Source organism: Mesorhizobium sp. B2-7-2 (assembly GCF_006440775.1).
GTDB lineage: Bacteria > Pseudomonadota > Alphaproteobacteria > Rhizobiales > Rhizobiaceae > Mesorhizobium.
Window position 1 is genome coordinate 31220 of sequence record NZ_VFTZ01000019.1, and the last position, 20400, is coordinate 51619.

Here is a 20400-nt window from a genome sequence, read left to right on the forward strand (position 1 = left end):
GATTTGAAAACCGGCGCGTGCTGGCGCGGCGGACGACGCAACGAGCGCAGGAATTCTGAATGACGACTGACACCAAGACCACGGAAACCAGGACATTCGAGGCGGACGTCTCGCGGCTGCTGCATATGATGGTGCACTCGGTCTATTCGGACCGAGACGTTTTCCTGCGCGAGCTGATCTCCAATGCGGCGGATGCCTGCGAGAGGCTGCGCTTCGAGGCGGTGAGCCGGCCCGAGTTGCTGGGTGACGATGCCAAGCCGCGCATCACGATTACCGCCAATCCGGACAACAAGGAGCTTTCGGTCGAGGACAACGGCATCGGCATGAGCCGCGACGAGATGGCGGAGGCGCTGGGCACGATCGCGCGCTCCGGCACCCGCGCCTTCATGGAGCGCGTCGAAGCCGGCAAGGCGGCGGAAGACACGCAGCTCATCGGCCAGTTCGGCGTCGGGTTTTATTCGGCCTTCATGGTCGCAGACCGTGTCGACGTCATCAGCCGCCAGGCCGGCAGCAATGAGGCTTTCCGCTGGTCGTCCGACGGCAAGGGCACCTACGAGATCGCGCCGGCGCCGCTCGAGGCAGCACCCAAGCGCGGCACGCGCGTCGTGCTGCATCTGATGGAAGACGCCTCTTCCTACACCACGCCTTACCGGCTCGAGGGGCTGGCGAAGTCGCAGTCGGGCCATGTGCCGGTGCCGATCACGTTCGTCGAGAAACCCGGCGCCGAACCGCGCGACATCGCCGACGGCACGGCGCTTTGGGTGCGGCAAAAGAGCGAGATCAAGCCGGAGGAATATACCGACTTCTACCGCAGCATCGCCGGCCAGTATGACGAGCCGGCTTCCACGATCCATTTCCGCGCCGAGGGCCGGCAGGAATACAGCGTGCTCGCCTTCGTGCCGGGATCGCGGCCGTTCGACCTGTTTGACCAGGACCGCAAGGGGCGCATGAAGCTCTATGTGCGGCGCGTCTTCATCACCGACGAAGCCGATCTGCTGCCGCGCTACCTGCGCTTCGTGCGCGGCCTGGTCGATTCCGCCGACCTGCCGCTCAATGTCTCGCGCGAGATGATCCAGGAGAGCCCGTTGCTCGCAGCGATCCGCAAGGGCGTGACCAACCGCGTTCTCGGCGACCTCGCCAAGACGGCCGAAAACGATGCCGAAGCCTACGCCAAAATCTGGGAAAATTTCGGCATCGTGCTGAAGGAAGGGCTCTATGAGGATTACGAGCGACGCGAGCAGCTGCTGAAGCTTGCCCGCTTCCGTTCGACGACCTCAGGCGAAGGCTGGCGCAGCCTTGCCGACTATGTCGCAGCGATGAAGGAAGGTCAGAAAGCGATCTTCTTCATGGCCGGTGACGATCGCGCCCGTCTCGAAGCCTCGCCGCAGCTCGAAGGTTTTCGCGCACGCGGCATCGAGGTGCTGCTCCTCACCGATCCCGTCGACAGCTTCTGGGTGACGATGGCGCCGGAATTCGACGGCAAGCCGTTCAAGTCGGTGACGCAGGGCGCGGCAGAGCTCGCCGATATCGCGCTGCCCGAAGATGCGGCGAAGCCCGACGCGGAGACGTCGTCGGATATCGCCGCCTTCCTGGCTTTCGTGAAGACGACGCTCGGCGAGGAGGTGTCGGATGTGAAAGCCTCCGACCGGCTGACGGAAAGCGCCGTCTGTCTCGTCGCGCCCGAGCATGGCCCGGATCGCCAGTTCGAGCGCCTGCTCAACGCCGCCGGCCGGCTCGACAAGGCGGCCAAGCCGATCCTCGAGATCAACCCGCGCCACGAGCGCGTGGCGGCGCTGGCAAAGCTCGGCGACGACGAGAAGGCGTTCAAGGAAGACGCCGCGCATCTGCTTTACGACGAGGCACGCGTGCTCGACGGCGACAAGCCGGCCGACGCCAAGGCGTTCTCGGCGCGGCTTGCGCGGCTGATCGATCGCGAGCTAGCGAGGGGGTAAGCGCCGGCGCTCGCCCGACAGGGGGAATGCGCCGCCGCCAATTGCGTAGGGTCTCGCCCTACCCTCTCAGCCCCGGCGCTTCCTGGCCGGTGCGGGCGACATATTCGGTGTAGCCGCCGCCATAAGTGTGGATGCCGTCGGGCGTCAGCTCCAGCACGCGGTTCGACAGCGCCGCCAGGAAATGGCGGTCGTGCGAGACGAAGAGCATCGTGCCTTCATATTGCGACAGCGCCTCGATCAGCATCTGCTTGGTGGTTATGTCGAGATGGTTGGTCGGCTCGTCGAGCACCAGCAGGTTGGGCGGATCGAACAGCATCAGCGCCATCACCAGCCGCGCCTTCTCGCCGCCCGAGAGCACGCGGCATTTCTTCTCGATCTCGTCGCCGGAAAAACCGAAGCAGCCGGCCAAAGCGCGCAGCGGCGCCTGGCCTGCCTGCGGAAACGAGTCCTCCAGCGTCTGGAAGACGGTGCGCTCGCCATCGAGCAGTTCCATGGCGTGCTGGGCGAAATAGCCCATCTTGACGCTCGGGCCGCGCGCGACGGAGCCCCCGTCCGGCTCGGAGGCGCCGGCGACCAGCTTCAGAAGCGTCGACTTTCCGGCGCCGTTGACGCCCATCACGCACCAGCGCTCGCGGCGGCGGATCTGAAAATCGAGGCCCGAATAGATATTGCGGCTGCCATAGGCCTTGTGGATGCCTTTCAGCGTCGCCACGTCCTCGCCGCAGCGCGGCGCCGGCTGGAATTCGAAAGTCACCGTCTGGCGGCGCTTCGGCGGTTCGACGCGGTCGATCTTGTCGAGCTTCTTCACCCGGCTCTGCACCTGGGCCGCATGGGAAGCGCGCGCCTTGAAGCGCTCGATGAAGGCAATCTCCTTGGCCAGCATCGCCTGCTGGCGCTCGAACTGCGCCTGCAGCTGCTTGTCGGCCAGCGCGCGCTGCTCCTGGTAGAATTCGTAGTTGCCGGAATAGGAGGTCAGCGCGCCGGCGTCGATCTCGATGATCTTGGTGACGATGCGGTTCATGAACTCGCGGTCGTGCGAGGTCATCAGCAGCGCGCCGTCGTAATCCTTGAGGAATTTCTCCAGCCAGATCAGGCTTTCGAGATCGAGATGGTTCGACGGCTCGTCGAGCAGCATGACGTCGGGCCGCATCAACAGGATGCGGGCAAGCGCGACGCGCATCTTCCAGCCGCCGGAAAGTTTTGAAACGTCGCCGTCCATCATCTCCTGGCTGAAGCCGAGGCCGTCCAGCACCTCGCGCGCCCGGCCGTCGAGCGCATAGCCGTCGAGCTCCTCGAAGCGGTGCTGCAACTCGCCGTAGCGCTCGATGATCTGATCCATCTCGTCGGCGCGCTCTGGATCGCCCATCGCGTGCTCGAGCTCGCGCATCTCGGCGGCGACCGCGCTGACCGGTCCGGCGCCCTCCATGACCTCGGCGACGGCGCTCAAGCCGCTCATATCGCCGACATCCTGGCTGAAATAGCCAATGGTGACGCCGCGATCGACCGAGACCTGGCCCTCGTCGGGCTGCTCCTCACCAATGATCATTCGGAACAAGGTCGTCTTGCCGGCGCCGTTCGGACCGACAAGCCCGATCTTCTCGCCTTTCTGCAAGGCGGCCGAGGCTTCGATGAAGACGATCTGTCGGCCGTTCTGCTTGCCGATATTTTCGAGACGGATCATGGGCTCGTAGGGAGTAGGGAGTAGGGAGTAGGGAGTAGGGAGTAGGGAGTAGGGAGTAGGGCCAATAAGCGAATGCAAGGGATAAAGGAACCCCTCTTCGCTTCTCGGCCTCGACGTAACCTACTGCCTACTGCCTACTGCCTGCTCACTTCGCGTCGTGGAAGATGATGCCGACCGTGTGTCTCCGCCCCGATCGCAACCGGCTGACACCATGGCGCATGTTGACGCGATAGTGGCCTTTCGTGCCCTGAATCGGCCGGTTGTGAACCGCGAAGACCACCGCGTCACCGCGCCTCAATGGCACCACTTCGGCGCGGCTTTGCATGCGCGGGCGCTGTTCGGCGAGCACGAACTCGCCGCCGGTGAAATCCTCGCCGGGCTCGGACAAAAGGACCGCCACCTGCAGCGGAAAGGCGAGCGCGCCATAGAGGTCCTGGTGCAGGCAGTTGAAGTCGCCGGGGCCGTATTGCAGCAGAAGCGGCGTCGGCTTCACCTGGCCCTCATCGTGGCAGCGTTTCAGGAAGGCGGCGTGCTCGGCCGGATAGCGCTGGGCAACACCCATCTTCTCGTTCCAGTCGTTGGCAACGGTGGCGAGTCGCGGATAGAGCGTGGTGCGCAGGCCCTCGATCAGGTTCGGCAGCGGATATTTGAAATACCGATATTCCCCCTTGCCGAAGCCGTGGCGCGCCATCACGACGTGGCTCCGGAAATGCTCTTCATGCGGGTAGAGCGCGGCGATGTCGGCGCATTCTTCCGCCGACAGCAGGCCGGGCATGACCGCGCAGCCATGGGCGTTCAGGTCAGAGACCAGCGCGCGCCAATCTTGTGCTGCGACGCGGGATTCGGCGGAGCGGCCGGCGCGCCTGGTGTTGAGGGAATGGATGGTCATGGGTGTGCCTCCTTGCTTGCCGTCAAAGTGGAGCGAAGGATGTGCATCGGCCACCCGATTCCTGCGGAGGTGGGTGCCGGCTTTCCCTTCTCCCCTTGTGGAAGAAGGTGGCCTCGCGAAGCGAGGTCGGATGAGGGGTGCTGGAAGGAATGAGGCGGCGGCGATTTCAACCTTATCGCCAAGCTGGAACACCCCTCATCCGTCTCGGCGCTAACGCGCCGATCCACCTTCTCCCACAAGAGGAGAGGGAGAAGGTCTGCGATACATCTCCAGCTCCGGATCGAAATCCACCTTCACCGCATTGGTGAACACGCAGGTCGCCACCATGATGCCGGCGAAGGCGGTGAGGTTGACGAGCAGCGTCTCGTCGTAGCGCGCCTTGAGCGCGGCCCAGGTTTCTTCCGGGACAACATTGGCATCGGCGGCGACCGCGATGCCGAAGGAAATCAGCAGCGTCTCGTCGGCGGTCGGTTCGGTCGCTTCGGGGTCGAGCCCGTTCTCGATTAGTGCGCGGCGAAAGAAGGTCACGGGAATCTCGGCACGCATCGTTTCGGCTATCGCTTTCGACAACAGCCAGATGGCGCGGTCGTCGAGCGTGGGCTTGAGAAGGTCGCGCAGCGTGAACCATTCGGCGTAGATGCGGTGGGCGGCCGGCGAGCGAAGCAGGATGCGTTTCATGTTGGTCATGCGGCCGCGCAGCGCGAGCTCTCGGTCGTGCTCGGCGCGGATGTCGCCCGAGGCGGTCGCGTAGTCGATCGGCGAAAGATGCGCCATTGCGCTCACCCCAGCGTGGAACGAAGCGCCGGCGCGCCGCGCAGCGTGTTGGAGACGGTGCAGATGTCCTCGGCGTCCGCCATGATCCGCGCTTTCATCGCGTCATCAAGGTCGCCGGCGATCTCCAGTTTGACGATGAATGTCTCGACCCGCGAGGGCTCGTCCTTCGCCTTCTCCCCGCCGACATCCGCCCTCACCTCGCCGAGCCGGTCGGCGACGCCGAGGCGGGTGGCGGCGATGCGGGCACTGAGCACCATGCAGGCGGCTAAAGAAGCATGGAGCAGGTCGAGCGGGCTGAAGCCGGGCGCGCTGACCTGCGTGACCACATCGACCGTGCCGCCGGTCGGGGTCGTGACCGTCGGCAGGCCGCCCGGCGGCAGGACGGCGAGCGCGCCGACGTTGCGGGTTCTGATCTTGAGGTCCGCCATCGTGCTTCCTTCGTTCTGCTCAGCAGCTCGGTTGATCTGCCTTGGCGCTCAGCTGGCTCAGAGATGTTGCCAGATTACCTTGAGCGGCGATCCAATCGCCTGCTCAATCCTTCGCCGTTCCTCGGCGCAGAGGGTGGTCGCGCCAGGATTGACGACTGTAAGCGAGCACATACCGAACGCGGCAGGCCATACATAGCGGAGGTCGTTGAGCGACGTGGATTTGCTACAACAAGGCGTCACGATAGCGAGGTCGCTAAAATCCGAAACGGCTGCCTGATCCATGGCATTGCCCCACCAATCCTCCAGTTCGCTCCCGCCGAAGGCGCAGTAGACGCTTTCCGTATTCGCGCCTGCATCGAAGAAGGTCACTGCTTCCTTGTATTCGATTCCGACATGCTCGGCTTGGGGGAACAGTCCGCGAACCTAGTTGGCAGCCTTTTCCGCCGCCGTCCTATCGGGACGCCAGTATGGATCGTCAGGAACCATGTGCAGATAATTGTCGGACATAACACCTTGTGTGGCAGGGGGACCGATCGTGGCAAGTACCCTTGCGATGCCCCAACAAAAAAAGGCCCGCCGGAGCGGGCCTTTTGCAAGAAGGGCTTCGACGATTACTTCGTCAGATCGAGCGCTGCCGTCAGATCGCCCATCGGCGGCTGGTCGTGGTTGCGCAGCGCCTTGTCGCGGGCGACGATGCCAGGCAGCACAGGCAGGTCGTAGCGGGCGGTGATGAAACGCAGGATCGAGGTTGTGTCGTACTGCGTGTGATCGACCATCCCCATCTTCGCATAGGGCGAGATGATGAAAGCCGGGATGCGGTTGCCCGGGCCCCAGCGATCGGCCTTGGGCGGCGCGACATGATCCCAGAAGCCGCCATTCTCGTCATAGGTGACGACCACCAGCATATGCGCCCATTGCGGGCTCTTCTCCAGATGCGCGACGAGGTCGGCCAGGTGCTGGTCGCCGGAGGTCACGTCGGCATAGCCGGCATGTTCGTTGAGGTTGCCCTGCGGCTTGTAGAAAGAGACCGCCGGCAGCTTGCCGTCGTCGATCGCCTTGATGAACTCGGTGCCGCCGAGGCCGCCGTCCTTGATGTGCTCGGCCCGCGCGGCCGTGCCCGGCGCATAGGCCGCGAAATAGTTGAAGGGCTGGTGGTGGAACTGGAAGTTCGGCACGGGCGTCGCGTTCTTGCCGTCGAGCGCCGCCTGCCAGGCGCCCGAATACCACGCCCAGGAAATGCCCTTGAGCGACAGCAGATCGCCGATGGTGATCTCGTGCTGCGGCGGCAGCGTGGTCGGCTGTGCCGGATCGGCCAGCGCCTTGTCGCCGCCTTCGGCCGGCTTGTTGGCGCTCGGCTGGTAAGGCGGCTGCATGGTGTTGACGGCGTAGAAGTCGGGCGTGATGGCGCCGTCATTGGCGAATTTCGGCACGCCGCCCAGCGCCGAGGGCGGCGAGTTGTCGGCCGGCTTCAGCGTCACGCCATCCGGCTCGACGACGGCGATCTGGGCCTTCACCGGGCTGGTGTCGGCATTCGGATAGTAAGGCACGCAGGCGCAGGCCAGCATGAAGTGGTTGAGGAAGGAGCCGCCGAAGGCGCCCTGGAAGAAATTGTCGGCGAGCACGTATTTTTTGGCGATCGCCCACATCGGCAGGATCGAGCCGTCATAATGGCCCATCACCAGAGCGCCGGAATCGGCCCAGGCGACGAACTTGTCGTTCCGGCCGCCGTCGATCTGCATCTGCTCCTGATAGAAACGATGCCACAGATCATGGGTGATGACGCCGGTATTCTCGTTGAAGCCTTTAGGATCGTCGATGGCGAATGTCGCGTTGGGCAGATGCGCGCTCTGCGCCTCCGTTACCACCGGCGTGACGCCCTTGCCGGTCAGTCCGCCCCAGGCCGGCGGCAGTTCGGAAAGCGGCTTGCCGTCGCGATCGAGCTGGCGCGCCTGGTCGGGCGAAACGTTGGCCAGGCCGTTGGCGCCGGGGAAGCCGCCATAAAGGTTATCGAAGCTGCGGTTCTCGGCGTAGATGACGACGACGGTGTCGATCTTGTCGTAACCGGGAGGCGCCGCTTGGGCAGCGGCAGAGAGCGATGCCAGCGCCGTGGAGGCGAGGCAAAGGGAGAGAAAGGACCGGATCATTGGGAAATGCCTCGTGGCTTGGGGATGGCTGGAGGACGGCAATGCAGGAACGCAACTGCATCAATGCCCAGCTACTTCGACGCCTTGTCACCTTTGTGACAGTTCCGCCCCGGCCGAACACGGTTTCGTGAGCGGGAAGACCGGTCATCAATCCGTTGCACTCGATCCTTACGCCGCCAAAGAAACCGGGCGAAGAAATCAGGGATATCGCCGAAGACGATGGGACGTCGGAAAAATCACGCAATCGCCATTGCAGCGGCCACGATCGTCGCCTCCACCGCGCCCGCCAATACCGAGGAGCCATCCGGTGTCCATCCCGGCCCGATGACGCGCCAGGAAGCCTTCGCCCGCGCCGAGGCGCTGACGGCGCTCGGCAGGCAAATGTTCTTCGACCCTTCGCTCTCAGCCTCGGGCAAGCAGGCCTGCTCATCCTGCCACGATCCCAACCATGCTTTCGGGCCGGCCTCGGCGGCGCCGGTTGAAATGGGCGGAGCCAATCTTGACCAGCCCGGCGTTCGCGCCGTGCCGTCGCTGCGCTACCTGCAGGCGGCGCCCGCCTTCACCGAGCATTTCTACGACTCCGAGGACGAAGGCGACGAAAGCGTCGACAACGGCCCGACCGGCGGCCTGACCTGGGACGGCCGCGCCGACCACGGCAAGGACCAGGCAAGCATCCCGCTGCTGTCGTCCTTCGAGATGGGCAACAAGGACGCGGCCCAGGTGGCCGCCAGCCTGCGCAAGGCTCCCTATGCCGGCGCCTTCAAGGCGGCCTTTGGCGCCGATGTCTTCGACCATCCGCAAGACGCCTTCGACGCCGCTGTGGAAGCGCTCGGCACCTTCGAGCAGAGCAGCGCCGATTTTTATCCCTATTCCAGCCGCTACGACGCCTTCCTCGCCGGCAAGGCGCAGCTTTCCGCGCAGGAACTACGCGGCCGCATGCTGTTCGAGGACGCTGCAAAGGGCAATTGCGCGAGCTGCCATTTGAGCGAACCGGCCAATGACGGCGAGCCGCCGCAATTCACCGATTACGGCCTGATCGCGATCGCCGTCCCGCGCAACCCGGCGATTGGGGCCAACGCCGATCCCAATTATGTCGACCTTGGCTTGTGCGGTCCGCTGCGCACCGATCTCAAGGACCGCGCCGAATATTGCGGCCTGTTCAAGACGCCGACGCTGCGCAACGTTGCCTTGCGGAAAAGCTTCTTCCACAACGGCTATTTTCACACGCTGCGCGACGCGGTCGCCTTCTATGCCAGCCGCGATACGGATCCCGGGCGCTGGTATCCGAAGAATACGGACGGCACGGTCGACAAATTCGACGATCTGCCAAAGGCTTACTGGGGAAACCTCAACACAGACCCGCCCTTCAAAGGCAAAAAGCCCGGCGACAAGCCGGCGCTGACCGACGCCGAGATCGACGACATCGTCGCCTTCCTCGGCACGCTGACCGACGCCGACCAGGCCGGGCAGCAGGACAAGCCGCCAAGGCAAATCGTCAGAAGCAAGTGACCCGCTTCCAGTTGGAGCGGACTGCTATCCACCGTAAATGTGTGCCAATGTGAGCCACGTCATAGGAACGCCAAGTCGCGCCTGCTATATTGCCCGTCTCTTGACAGATGGAGTCTCCTATGAGGTTCGTCGCGGTGCAGGAGCCGCCAGGGAGCAGCTGGGCGGTGTTCGATGCGGGCAACGGCGCGCCGGCCGAATATGCCGGCCGGGTGCTTATCGGCCTGACATCGCGTGAGGCCCGCTGGTTCGCCGCCGTGGGCAACGACCACGCCGCCTGGCCGCGGTCCAGCCGACCGGCCGTACACCTGCGGCTGGTCAGCGGAGACGGTTGCCTGCCGATCCGGGAAAGGCAAACCCAGGCAGACAGTTAAGAAGGCGCACTGCCGGATTGATTCAAGGCGGCGCGCCCTTGGTTGCTGCCTCTCATTGCGCCGGCGCGTAGCGACTCACGACCATGCCGCAGGCATAGGGCTTCGAGCCGAGGAGCTTCAGCCTGCTAAAACCGCCCTTGTCGAAGATGCGGCGGCCACTGCCCAGAACGGCCGGATTGATGAAGAGCTGGAACTCGTCGACAAGGCCGGCGGCGATCAGCGCCGAGGCGAAGCCGGCGCCGCCGAACACGGCGATGTCGCCGTCCTCGCCTTGCTTCAGCGCGTTGACCTCACGCGGCAGGTCGCCGCTCACGATGCGCGTTCGTTCCCAGCGCGAGGCCCCGAGCTTATCGCTCGCCACCACCTTTTCGGCCTCGATGATGCGCTGGGCGAAGGCAAAGAAGCGGTCCTTCGGATATTTCCTCGCCGCATTGCCCCAATGGGTCAGATAGCCCTCCTCAGCCATCTTGCGGCTCAACAGGATGGTGTCGATGGTCTCGAAAATGGCGTTGAAGTCCCGCTTGAGCTCCTCGTCCCAGGCGCTGTCGTCGCCCCATTCCCAAAGCTGCCAGCGACGGTCCTCGTCGGCGCCGACAAAACCGTCGACCGACATCTGCATCTGCAGGATGAGCTTTCTCATGTCCGGTCTCCCTTGTCAGGAATTGCTGCCTGCGGCGGGCGAACGGGCGAAAGCCTGCGCCCAGGCTTCGAAGCCGGTCGGGGTGGCATTTTCGGCTGAGGGTGCTTCCAGCGCCCAGCGCTCGCCTCTGTTGAAGCTTGCCGCCGTCTCGCCCAGCGCATCGGCAAAACTCGCCGATATGCCATTGGCGACCATACCGGCCCGCGCATCGGCGAACGGCGCTTCATGGTAGGCGACATCCTTGCCGATCGCCCTGCCCAGGATCGTGGTGGCCCGTTCGAGCGTGTAGGAGCCGCCGCCGTGCAATTCGACAACGCGCCGGGCAGGGAAATGTTCGGCGCTCAATAGAGCGGCGGCGCGTTCGCCAACGTCCTTGGCGGCAATCAGCGGCATCGGCAGGTCGCCGCGGAAGGGCGAGGCGAAGACGCCGGACGCCGCCTGCTCGACGAAGCCCATGCCCTTGACGAAATTCTCCATGAAGAAGGAGGCGCGCAGATAGACGAGTTCGTCCAGACCCAGCGCGGCGAGCCGCTCCTCCATCAGCGCAGCGCCAAGCGAGGTACCCATTCTGAGATGGGCATTGAGGCCGCTGAGCAGCACGATCCGGCGCAGGCCCGCCTGGGCGATGGAGGATGCCAGCCGTGCGCCGACCTCGTCCTCAAAACGATGCAGATCGGGCGCGGTGACATCGAAGGGGATCATCACGTAAGCGCTGTCGGCACCCGAGAAGGCGGCGTCGAGCGCCGCCTGATCGTCGAGTGCGACGCCGAGGCTACGGGCGATGCCGCGTACCTCATGCCCTGCCTCGGTCAGTCTGGCCGAGACCTCGGCGCCCACTTCGCTGGTTGCGCCGACGACCACCATCGTACGCTTGACTTGCCGGTTCATATCGACCTCCTCTCGTCAAAATGATTTACTTCTGGAACCATTTGACGCAAAGCAAGAGCGATGTCAATAGTAAAGTGATTTAAAAATGGAACCATACTGATGTCGATCAAGGAACGATCCGGCTGCCCGATCAGTCTCTCGCTCGAACTGCTCGGCGACCGCTGGACGCTGCTCATCATTCGCGACCTGGCTTTCGCCGGGAAAAGGCATTTTCGCGAATTCCTGCAATCCGACGAAGGCATCTCGTCGCGCACGCTGGCCGAGCGGCTGCAGACGCTGGTCGACGAAGGCATTCTCACCCGCAGCGACGACCCGAGCCACGGGCTGAAGGCGATCTACCGGCTGACCGAGGCCGGCATCGACCTTTTGCCGGTACTGGCAACGCTCGGCGCCTGGGGCAGCAAATACCGCAAGGCCGACGATACGCTGGCCCGGGTCGCCAACGATCTGGCGGCCGGCGGTCAGCCGGCGCTTGAACGGATAAAAGAGAAGCTCAGAGCCGAGCACCAGGGATAGGTCTGTTCCGACCTCGGCGATTGGCGTGGTCCGGCTACCCCTCGCCGTCAGCGAGCCCGCCCGTGTGGGAGCGGCCCGACCGGCTCTTCGGCCGGCGGCTCGCCCGGCAGCCCCAGTCGCAACCGCTCCTCCTCGGCGAAGGTCTCGGCCTGCGCGTGAATGTCGAATACTTGCTGCGTCAGCCTGCCGCCGTCGACGACGCGCACGATCCATTGGCCATTGACGGTTTTTACGCGGACACTGTCTGGCTCGCTTGTTACCATATACAGCTCCTGCTCTTCATTCGAAGAACTGCCTATCTCCGACGCACAATACAATGTAGCGCGTCTGGAATTGCCGAAAAGCGTGGCTTATTGGTCTTTAGTGCAAGAGCACCCGCCGTTATTCGATATATTTGCGAAGTTTCGCGAATAAAAACGAGCATGGCGGCGAAGGCATGCCATTACGCCTAGGTGCAGCCGAATTCGACTTCGATATGGCGTTCGGTCTGCGAGACGATGAAGCATCGGAATTCGAAAGCGTCCGAGCGGTACCGCAGATTACACCGCGCCGCAGTTGGCGTGCGCGAGCGCGGAAGAATTCGCCGCATGGCGGCGGCCCGGCAGCCTTTGGGGGGTGATACTGGGTTCGGCGGCCGGGCCTGACCGGAGTTTGCGAGGCCGCCGGCTGCCACCAGCATGCGCTTGGGCCCAGCCAAGGACAAGAACGACCTAGGCCCTAGGACCAAAGCTGCAAGGAGGATGGTCGAGACGACAATTGCACTTGGACCGACTGGAAACAGCGTGCCGAACGCCGGCCGCGTCAAAAGCCGAAGAAATGCCGGCCGACGAGATAGCCAAGCGCCGCGACGACCAGCGGAAACAATGCCGGCGCGGCCTTGCCGAACAGCGAGGGGTTCATCTGCTTGGCCGGAGCGCTGGGTTTGGCATTGCCGAGGTTCTTGGTCATGGGCTCATTACCGGTGGGGCCAGGGTGCGTTGATATTCAGGTGATGCCGGCCTGCAAACGGCGGTTCCCTGCGCTTCCGGTGCTCGCAATTCCGGACGGAAAACCGTGACACACTTTTCCTGGAATTGCTCCAGCTGCCGGCTGAACCATTAAATTAGAGATCGCTTATTAAGTTTCCGGCAAGCCGAGCACTACAATTCGCGGCAATTTATTCCGATTGCTGGGTACGCTCGGCAAGCGCGAAGGCCTGAAGGTTGCGCGACTTGCCGGGATCCTGGTCGGCGTTCGCGATAATGGCGTGGAAGGCCGCGCGGGCAATATCCCTCTTCTTGGCGTCCGGGTGCAGTTTTCGCACCGCCTTGAGCAGGTCTTTCGGTTTCATATCGGGGGTGACGACGCGCATCAGCGTATCGCCTATGGCCTGCAATTCGCTGGCATCCATAATGATGAACCCTGCTTTAGCGCATCCAGCCTGGCATATAGGGTGCGAGCGCGTCATTTTTGTGATGCGCGCCGCGGGCTCGGAGCCGCCTCTCCAAGAATTTCGTGGCGAAGCGTCGGCCTTGACGCCGGTGAGGCGTGGGAACCCTGGCGTTGTCGCCGAGTTTAAATCCCAAGGCTAATTGCCATGGAAGACAGACCGCCAGCCGAAAACCCTGGAAGGACCCTCGTCACGGTGCTGGCAATCTGCGTTCTCATCGTCGCCCTGTTTTTTATCGGCTTCAAATGTTCGGGGCCGGACCAGGGGGCGCTGATCGTGCCGGGCGCAGTACAGCAAGGCAGCAAGTGAACGAGCACCAAGGCCCGACCAAGCTGGGGCGAGCGCCTGGCAATCCCGGAGGAGGAGTTCGCGCGGTTGCGACGCCAGGCGTCACTTTTGTGACGCGCCGTCCCATCATCCCGTTCCGCAGTCGGGCGCCTTGGCGGCGCGTTCAGAGGAGCCTTGTGGCGAAGGCGTCGAGCCGCGAATTCTCCTTATAGGCCAGCCGGACCGCCAGCGCAGCGATGGCGGCGGTGGCGGCGCCGCCGATCACATCGCTGACATAATGCGTTCCGATGAAGATCCTGGACCAGCAGATGACGAACGCAAGCACGAACAGCACCAGCGTGCGGCGCGGCAGCGTCTGCAAGGCGAAGGCTGCGACGACGGCCATGCTGGCGGTCGCGTGGTCGGACGGGAACGACCAGTCGGCGCTGGGCGCGATCAGAAGATGCGTGACGCCAGCGTCGTAAGGCCTGATCCGGTGGATGAACAACAGGATCGCCTGGTTGATCGCGAGCCCCAGCAGAAAGGAAAGGCCGGCGGACAAGCAGGCATGGCGCACATGGGTGCGGTCGGTCCTCGACCACCATTGCAGGGCCACCGCAATCACCATCAGCGGCACGCCGATTTGTGAGATGGTGATCATTACCCTATCAAGAAGCGGGCTGATGCCGGCGGCGGAGTTGATCCAGTGCGTGAGAGAAGCGTCCATTCTTGTCTGATTTCCCTGGCCTGACGTGGGGTCGATCGTTGAAACCTGCCGACGAACATCGCATTCACCAGCTCTTTGAGGTGAGCGTATGGCTAAAAGGTGCCCACGCCTTGATCGAGTGCGTCGGCGGCGTGCTGCTTTACCTCGTCACCACCGAAACCATCGCTTCCTGGGTCAACATGTTAACCCAGGAGGAACTGATCGAGGATCCCAACGACTTCATTGCCAGTCACCTGTCGCGGACGGCCGCCGAATTCTCTGTCGCGAGCAAGGAATTCTACGCCTTCTACCTGCTCAGCCACGGGCTGATTAAGCTTTTTCTGGTCGTCGGCCTGCTGCGCGGCAAGCTGTGGTCCTACCCGGCCTCGCTGGTGGCGCTCGGCGCCTTCATGGCCTATCAGATCTATCGATACTCCTATACGCATTCGCCTGGCCTGCTCGTGCTGACGATCTTCGATACGGTCGTCATGTGGCTGATCTGGCAGGAGTGGAAGACGGTGCGCCACCATATCACGCCCTGATCGCGTCCGGCCTCATTCGACTTCCGCCGGAACTTCGAATGGCAGTTCGTGCAGTCCTGCAGAATGAGGTGCAGGAGATGCTCCGCCGGCATTTTTGCCGGATCGGCGACGCCCCGGCGCTTGCCGAGCAGATTTTCCGCTCCTCGATCTCGATTGGGAGGCCCGCCAGGCTTCGCGGCGACGCTAAGGGTTCCAGTTGCTGGAAGGTCAAGCTCGATCGAAGGCTGGAGCCGCAAATTCCGCAAGATGGATCGTAGTGGCCCCGACCGCGTTCATCCGCGGGGGATGCAACCAGCCGTTTCATCGAGCAGAGGCCGCGTCATGCTCATCCAACCGATCGATTATTTCCTCGTTGCCTGGTTCGTGCTCGCGGCCGCTTCGACGCTCTATGTCGGCTTCGACCAATACCGCAACAATCCCGAGCCGGTGGTGATGAAATGGGGCTTCATCCTGGTAACGCTCTATATGGGCCCGCTCGGCCTGCTGCTTTATGTGCTGGCCGACAAGGAACCGCGCCCCGGCGAGCATGAGGCCTTCACAAAGCCCCTTTGGAAGCAGGGCGTCGGCTCGACCATCCACTGTGTCGCCGGCGACGCCACCGGGATCATCCTTGCTGCGGTCGTCACCGCCACCCTCGGCCTGCCGATGTGGCTCGACCTCATCGTCGAATATCTCGCCGGCTTTGCCTTCGGGCTGTTCATCTTCCAATCGCTGTTCATGAAATCGATGATGGGCGGCAGCTATTGGGAGAATGTGAAGAAGAGCTTCCTGCCCGAGTTCATTTCCATGAACTTCATGATGGCCGGCATGGCGCCGGTCATGAGCTTCCTGATGATGGGCCGCGACATGCGCGCCATGGAGCCCACCGAACTTCTGTTCTGGGGCGTGATGTCGCTGGGCGTCATCGCCGGCTTCACGCTGGCCTATCCCGCCAATGTCTGGCTGGTCGCGCGTGGTCTCAAGCACGGGCTGATGACCGAGCGCCCGCAACCGGCCGAAGCGAGCGGGCACGGCCATGCCCGACAGGGCCACGAACCGGCGGGCGAACAGCGCGCCGCCGGCCCTCACATGCGCTCGGATGCGACCACACCGCAAATCGCGGCACTCGGTACGGTGTCTGCGCTCGCCCTGGCGATCGGCATGGCGGCGCCTGCGAACTGGCTGAACCTCAGGCTCTCGGCCCGCGACGTCGGCGGAGTGATCATGCCGCAGGGCATGATCATGGACCGTGACACGCCGGCCGATGCCATGCGCGACATGGCGGCAGCCGATCCTCGGCTGGTGAGCGCGTCTTACGGTCTGGCTGCGAAGGGCGACCAAGACCTGCCGTTCCGCATGGAAAACGGCGTGAAGGTGTTCGAGCTGAGGCCGTCGGTGATCCGCTGGCACATCCTGCCGGACGTGACGGTCGACGCCTATGCCTATAACGGTCAGATTCCAGGCCCGCGCATCCATATCCGTCAGGGCGACCGGGTGCGCATCAACGTCACCAACGCCTTGCCGGAGGAAACAACGGTGCACTGGCATGGCCTGATCCTGCCCAATCAGATGGACGGGCCGGCCGAGATCACCCAGGCGCCGATCGAGCCCGGGCAGACCTATTCCTACGAGTTTACCGCCACCCAGCACGGCACTTACTTCTATCATCCGCACGCCAAGCCCGACCGCACCCAGGCACTCGGCCTCTATGGCGCGCTGATCATCGATCCCGCCAATCCCGCCGACGAAGTCGCCGCTGACCACGACTATGTCATCGAGCTGCAGGAATGGCTGGTCCGGGAAGGCCTGACCTATCCATCGATGCCGATGGATGGCGGCATGCCAAACTTCTTCACCATCAACGGCAAGGCCTATCCGTCGACCGATACGATCCATATGAAGGTCGGCGAGACGCTAAAGGTCCGCTTCATCGGCACCAACAACGGCTTCATACACCCGATGCACATCCATGGCGGCCCGTTCGAAGTGGTCGCCCGCGACGGCGAGACGATCCCCGCCGCCGCACGTTTTCTTGCCGATACCGTCAATGTCGGACCGGGCCAGCGATATGACGTCGTCTGGACAGCGAGGCGTCCGGGCAAGTGGCTGATTCACTGCCACATCCCGCATCACACCACGAATAACAATGCCGAGGAGAAGGGCGGCGGCGGTCTGATGGTCGTCATCGACGTTCGTTGATGAAGACCGGACCCGTCGGTCGGCCAAAGGTTTTGCGACCGGCTTGCTCCGCAATTCTTCAGACCGTCGCATTTTGACCCCAATCGGCCTCTAGCCGGCTGGAGATGCTGCGGTTCCAGCCTTCACGTTTTCTTGACAGAGGCCGGAAAAACGGGCAGCAAAGCGGGTGAGGAAGAGCATTTTTACCGTGGCATAGACCGTGGAGGGCTCTTTTTTCGTATGGACCATCGCCAAATCGGCGATTGGTGGAGGGATTGGTTAACCAACTTTGTCCATCTTTTGAATCAATCGGCAACAGACGCGTGAAGGTGCAGGGGGCACCAGCGAACTGTGATCGTGACGGGTGCCAGGTCCGCAAACCGGCATGCCGATTGAGAGTGGTCGTATGGCGTTTTTGCGTTTGAAGAACCGGGGTGACGCTCCTCAAGGGGGGGTAACTTCGAAAAAGTCTGGTCATCGTTGGGTCGTGGTGCCTGCTGTCGGCGCCGCCCTCGTGCTGTGGTCCGCCGCCACCTTGGCGGGGCTCCATTCGGTGAGCACCTCGCTGACCGCCGCTTCCAACGGATTGCCGCAAGGTCTGCTTTCGCCGCGCAACATCGCGCTTGGCGACCAGCGCCGGCAGATCGCCAACGCCTGGGCGCCGCACCTTGCCGCCCATGACGGCTACAAGGCAGGCTCGCTCACCGGCGGCTGCGACTCCGGCTGCTTCAGCCTCGCGACAAGCTTCAGGCATGACGGCCAAACTCCTGAAAAATTGAAGAAAGAAGGCCACGCTGGTAAGACGGCGCGCCTCAAGCTGCGGGCGCCCGATAGCATCGCGCACGAAAACGTGGTGGTGGCTTCGGCCGCCGGGGCCGTCGACCCCTTCGACGGCGTGGTGAAGCGCGCCGCGCTTTCGCCGCAAAAGCTTGCCGATGCCTTTGCCCGCGCCGAGAAGGCGCCGTTCCTGCTGGCCAGCCTGCCTTCGGCGAGCCGCTTTGGCGGCGCGCTGCCGGGAGCCCCGGCGGAAGCCCGCTTCGGTTCGCGGCCGGCCGAAATCGCCGGCGCTTCCGACTTGGCGCTGGCGCTCGCCAACATAGCGCCGCAGGACACGGCCGACCTTCCGACCGCCGTCGCGCTCGAAAACGCCGACGCGCCCGATGTCGCCGCCAAACCGGACAACGGCAAGGATGGCGCCTACCAGGTCGCCTCGCTGCCGCCGCAAGACGATCTGCCCGACACCATTGCCGTGCCCGGCCTTCGCCCGCGCGCCACGCTCGAACGCGCTACCGAAGCGCCCGAAGAAAATGCCGCCAGGGTGCAGAAGCCCGAAACCCCGAAGCCGCCAGTCGCCAGGGCCAAGCCGCAGCCGGCCGCCGCAGATACTGCGCAAAGCGCGCCGACGGCGGTCTCGCCGAGGAACGGCGACCAGGCCCTGCCGGGCGTGACAGGCTCGAAACCGCTCGTGACCGACTCCAAGCCAGGCAAGCGCAAGGCGCAGGCGTCCGAGATGCTCGCCTATGCCAAGCCCGACACGCCGGAGCGCGGCGGACTCGGCAGCGCGTTCCGCAACCTTTTCAACGGGCCCTCGACGGGTAATGGCGTTGCCATCTACGATATTTCGGCGAGGACCGTTTACATGCCCGACGGCTCGAAACTGGAAGCGCATTCAGGACTGGGCTCGATGGTCGACCAGCCGCGCTTCGTCAACCGCAAGAATGTCGGCCCGACGCCGCCCGACACCTACAATCTGTCGATGCGCGAGTCGCGCTTTCACGGGGTCGAGGCAATCAGGCTCACGCCGACCAGCGGCAACAACAAATACGGCCGCAACGGCCTGCTTGCGCACACCTATATGCTGCGCGGCGGCCGTGCGGAATCCAATGGCTGCGTCGTCTTCAAGGACTATCACCGCTTCCTTGCCGCCTACAAAAACGGCAAGATCAAGCGTCTCGTCGTCGTCCCGCGCCTGACAAGCTCCCCCACCCGGGTCGCCCAGGAAGGCCGCCAGGGTTAAGCCCTATCCGGCCGGCGAGCTTGTCGCCGGCACTTGCCGATCCCCACTTGCCGATCCGAAGGGCTTCGCGCCGACGCGCGCGGATGCTTGGCATTCGCTTCGATAGCGACGGGACCGCGACCTCAACCGAGGACGAACAACGACCCTTCCCAGAAGGTAGATATGGCGCAGCCCGGGCTTGCGGCAAGCCCCCGGCCATGGCGTATCAACGCTGCTCCGAAAAACGACAACGGAGCATGGAATGCGTATCTTGCTATCGACTTACGGCTCGCGCGGCGACGTCGAGCCTTTGGCGGCGCTGGGCGCGGCGTTGCAGGCGCATGGCGTCGAGGCCAGGGTGAGCGCGCCTGGCGACGAGGAGTTTGGCGCCCTTCTGGCCCGCGCCGGCGTGCCGCTGGCCCCGGCCTTCGCGCCGGTGCGCGAATGGGCGAAGGAAATGATCCACCGGTCGCGATCGGCGTCGCCCGAGGACCGGGCCAGACTCATTTCCGGCCAGGCGGCCGAGATCGTCGCCAGGCAATATGAGGCGCTGAGCGCGGCCGCCGAAGGCTGCAACGCCGTGGTGGCGTTCGGCCTCTTTCCATCCTGCGCCGCCGCGCGGCTGGTCGCGGAGCAGCGGGGCATGCGCTACATGTTGGGCACATTCTGCCCCATCTGGCTGCCGTCGCCGCACAACCGGCCGCATGAATATCCGAGCCATCCGCTGCCGGCCGGCGTGACGGACAACCGGCTCCTGTGGGAGATGGACATCCAGACCAAGAACGCCCTCTTCGGCGAGGCGATCAACGGCCATCGCGCGTCGCTGGGGTTGTCTCCGGTGCAAAATGTTCGGGACTATGTCTACGGCGATAGGGTGCTGCTCGCCTGCGACCCGACGCTGGGACCATGGCCGGGCTCGGACCTGATCGACACTGTGCAGACCGGCGCCTTCATCCTGCCGGACGAGCGGCCCCTCCCCGACGGCTCAAAGCCTTCCTCGATGCCGGCCCGCGGCCGGTCTATGTCGGCTTCGGTTCGATCGCGGTCGCCAGGGATGCCGGGGCCGCCACCATCGAAGCGATCCGCACCAAGGGCCTCCGTACGGTGCTCGCGCATGGCTGGGCAGAGTTGGGCCTCATCGACGATCGCGACGACTGTTTTGCCGTCGGCGAGATCAACCAGCAGGCGCTGTTCGGCCGCGTCGCCGCCGTCATCCATCACGGCGGCGCCGGCACGACCGCCGCCGCCGCACAGGCGGGAGCGCCGCAGGTGATCGTGCCGCAGATCGGCGACCAGCCCTATTGGGCACGACGGGTGGCCGAGCTCGGCATCGGCGCCGCGCATGACGGTCCGGTGCCGACGGCGCAGTCATTGTCGAGGGCGTTGGAGACTGCGCTGGCACCCGAGACCGGCGCCCGCGCGAGCGCTATCGCCGGCATGATCCGCACCGACGGCGCCGGGGCGGCGGCAAGGTTGCTGATTGAATTGCTGGGCCGGTCCAGCCGGTGAAC

At 64.1% G+C, this 20400-nt stretch carries 23 protein-coding genes; 11 read left to right on the forward strand and 12 right to left on the reverse strand.

Annotated elements, in window-relative coordinates:
* Positions 1-59: 59 nt before the first annotated feature.
* A complete protein-coding gene (htpG, locus tag FJ425_RS23000; RefSeq protein WP_140635677.1) occupies positions 60-1952 on the forward strand; it encodes a molecular chaperone HtpG in 1893 nt (630 codons plus the stop codon).
* 58 nt (positions 1953-2010) lie between these two features.
* On the opposite strand, the gene FJ425_RS23005 is transcribed toward htpG, so the two are convergent.
* From FJ425_RS23005 to FJ425_RS23030, 6 genes are all read right to left on the reverse strand, one after another.
* Positions 2011-3633 (reverse strand): ABC-F family ATP-binding cassette domain-containing protein, encoded by a 1623-nt coding sequence (locus FJ425_RS23005; protein ID WP_140726266.1) that lies wholly within the window; start codon positions 3631-3633, stop codon positions 2011-2013.
* Positions 3634-3778: 145 nt separating this feature from the next.
* A complete protein-coding gene (locus FJ425_RS23010; protein ID WP_140726269.1) occupies positions 3779-4522 on the reverse strand; it encodes a 2OG-Fe(II) oxygenase in 744 nt (247 codons plus the stop codon).
* 210 nt (positions 4523-4732) lie between these two features.
* Positions 4733-5296, reverse strand: coding sequence for a hypothetical protein (locus FJ425_RS23015; RefSeq protein WP_140726272.1), 564 nt, complete (start codon positions 5294-5296; stop codon positions 4733-4735).
* A gap of 5 nt (positions 5297-5301) precedes the next feature.
* Entirely contained in the window at positions 5302-5724 is a 423-nt protein-coding gene (locus tag FJ425_RS23020; protein ID WP_140726276.1) for an OsmC family protein, read from the reverse strand.
* Positions 5725-5781: 57 nt separating this feature from the next.
* Positions 5782-6093 carry a hypothetical protein gene (locus FJ425_RS23025; protein ID WP_140726279.1) on the reverse strand — a complete coding sequence of 104 codons (312 nt, stop codon included), beginning with the start codon at positions 6091-6093 and terminating at the stop codon, positions 5782-5784.
* 242 nt (positions 6094-6335) lie between these two features.
* Positions 6336-7868: an acid phosphatase gene (locus FJ425_RS23030; protein ID WP_140726282.1), complete on the reverse strand. Its 1533-nt coding sequence runs from the start codon at positions 7866-7868 to the stop codon at positions 6336-6338.
* A gap of 219 nt (positions 7869-8087) precedes the next feature.
* Between FJ425_RS23030 and FJ425_RS23035 the strand changes: the two genes are divergently transcribed.
* Together FJ425_RS23035 and FJ425_RS23040 are read left to right on the forward strand one after the other, a co-directional pair.
* Entirely contained in the window at positions 8088-9377 is a 1290-nt protein-coding gene (locus tag FJ425_RS23035) for a cytochrome c peroxidase (protein ID WP_140726284.1), read from the forward strand.
* A 119-nt stretch (positions 9378-9496) separates the two neighbouring features.
* Positions 9497-9748, forward strand: a complete 252-nt coding sequence (locus FJ425_RS23040; RefSeq protein WP_140726287.1) for a hypothetical protein — start codon at positions 9497-9499, stop codon at positions 9746-9748.
* A gap of 52 nt (positions 9749-9800) precedes the next feature.
* Here the strand turns inward: FJ425_RS23040 and FJ425_RS23045 are convergent, their stop codons facing one another.
* Positions 9801-10388 (reverse strand): dihydrofolate reductase family protein, encoded by a 588-nt coding sequence (locus FJ425_RS23045; RefSeq protein WP_140726289.1) that lies wholly within the window; start codon positions 10386-10388, stop codon positions 9801-9803.
* 15 nt (positions 10389-10403) lie between these two features.
* Positions 10404-11276 carry an NmrA family NAD(P)-binding protein gene (locus tag FJ425_RS23050; protein ID WP_140726292.1) on the reverse strand — a complete coding sequence of 291 codons (873 nt, stop codon included), beginning with the start codon at positions 11274-11276 and terminating at the stop codon, positions 10404-10406.
* 99 nt (positions 11277-11375) lie between these two features.
* Between FJ425_RS23050 and FJ425_RS23055 the strand changes: the two genes are divergently transcribed.
* Positions 11376-11792 carry a helix-turn-helix domain-containing protein gene (locus tag FJ425_RS23055; RefSeq protein WP_140726294.1) on the forward strand — a complete coding sequence of 139 codons (417 nt, stop codon included), beginning with the start codon at positions 11376-11378 and terminating at the stop codon, positions 11790-11792.
* Positions 11793-11839: 47 nt separating this feature from the next.
* Here FJ425_RS23055 and FJ425_RS23060 read toward each other — a convergent pair whose 3' ends face one another.
* The 3 genes from FJ425_RS23060 to FJ425_RS23070 form a co-directional block, all read right to left on the reverse strand.
* A complete protein-coding gene (locus FJ425_RS23060; RefSeq protein WP_140541104.1) occupies positions 11840-12055 on the reverse strand; it encodes a hypothetical protein in 216 nt (71 codons plus the stop codon).
* Between the two features lie 538 nt (positions 12056-12593).
* Entirely contained in the window at positions 12594-12740 is a 147-nt protein-coding gene (locus tag FJ425_RS23065) for a hypothetical protein (protein WP_140541103.1), read from the reverse strand.
* A 208-nt stretch (positions 12741-12948) separates the two neighbouring features.
* Positions 12949-13182, reverse strand: a complete 234-nt coding sequence (locus FJ425_RS23070; RefSeq protein ID WP_095767121.1) for a hypothetical protein — start codon at positions 13180-13182, stop codon at positions 12949-12951.
* Positions 13183-13368: 186 nt separating this feature from the next.
* Here FJ425_RS23070 and FJ425_RS31675 point away from each other — a divergent pair, with 186 nt between their 5' ends.
* Entirely contained in the window at positions 13369-13530 is a 162-nt protein-coding gene (locus FJ425_RS31675) for a hypothetical protein (protein WP_181176023.1), read from the forward strand.
* A 142-nt stretch (positions 13531-13672) separates the two neighbouring features.
* Here the strand turns inward: FJ425_RS31675 and FJ425_RS23075 are convergent, their stop codons facing one another.
* The gene (locus tag FJ425_RS23075) at positions 13673-14215 is read right to left on the reverse strand and encodes a phosphatase PAP2 family protein (RefSeq protein ID WP_140726296.1); all 543 of its coding nucleotides are present in this window, start codon (positions 14213-14215) and stop codon (positions 13673-13675) included.
* A gap of 80 nt (positions 14216-14295) precedes the next feature.
* Here FJ425_RS23075 and FJ425_RS23080 point away from each other — a divergent pair, with 80 nt between their 5' ends.
* The 6 genes from FJ425_RS23080 to FJ425_RS32130 all read left to right on the forward strand — a co-directional run bounded on the left by FJ425_RS23080 (position 14296) and on the right by FJ425_RS32130 (position 20398).
* Complete coding sequence (locus FJ425_RS23080) at positions 14296-14736, forward strand: DUF2127 domain-containing protein (RefSeq protein WP_348643162.1); 441 nt, start codon at positions 14296-14298, stop codon at positions 14734-14736.
* Positions 14737-14774: 38 nt separating this feature from the next.
* Positions 14775-14993, forward strand: coding sequence for a hypothetical protein (locus FJ425_RS31680; RefSeq protein WP_181176024.1), 219 nt, complete (start codon positions 14775-14777; stop codon positions 14991-14993).
* A gap of 64 nt (positions 14994-15057) precedes the next feature.
* Positions 15058-16914: a DUF4396 domain-containing protein gene (locus FJ425_RS23090; RefSeq protein WP_140726303.1), complete on the forward strand. Its 1857-nt coding sequence runs from the start codon at positions 15058-15060 to the stop codon at positions 16912-16914.
* Positions 16915-17380: 466 nt separating this feature from the next.
* On the forward strand, positions 17381-18910 hold the full coding sequence (locus FJ425_RS23095) for a tlde1 domain-containing protein (protein WP_246677988.1): 1530 nt from the start codon (positions 17381-17383) through the stop codon (positions 18908-18910).
* 241 nt (positions 18911-19151) lie between these two features.
* A complete protein-coding gene (locus FJ425_RS23100) occupies positions 19152-20162 on the forward strand; it encodes a glycosyltransferase (RefSeq protein ID WP_246677989.1) in 1011 nt (336 codons plus the stop codon).
* Positions 20102-20398 carry a nucleotide disphospho-sugar-binding domain-containing protein gene (locus FJ425_RS32130; RefSeq protein ID WP_348643163.1) on the forward strand — a complete coding sequence of 99 codons (297 nt, stop codon included), beginning with the start codon at positions 20102-20104 and terminating at the stop codon, positions 20396-20398. The genes FJ425_RS23100 and FJ425_RS32130 overlap by 61 nt, the downstream gene beginning before the upstream one ends.
* Positions 20399-20400: the final 2 nt, after the last annotated feature.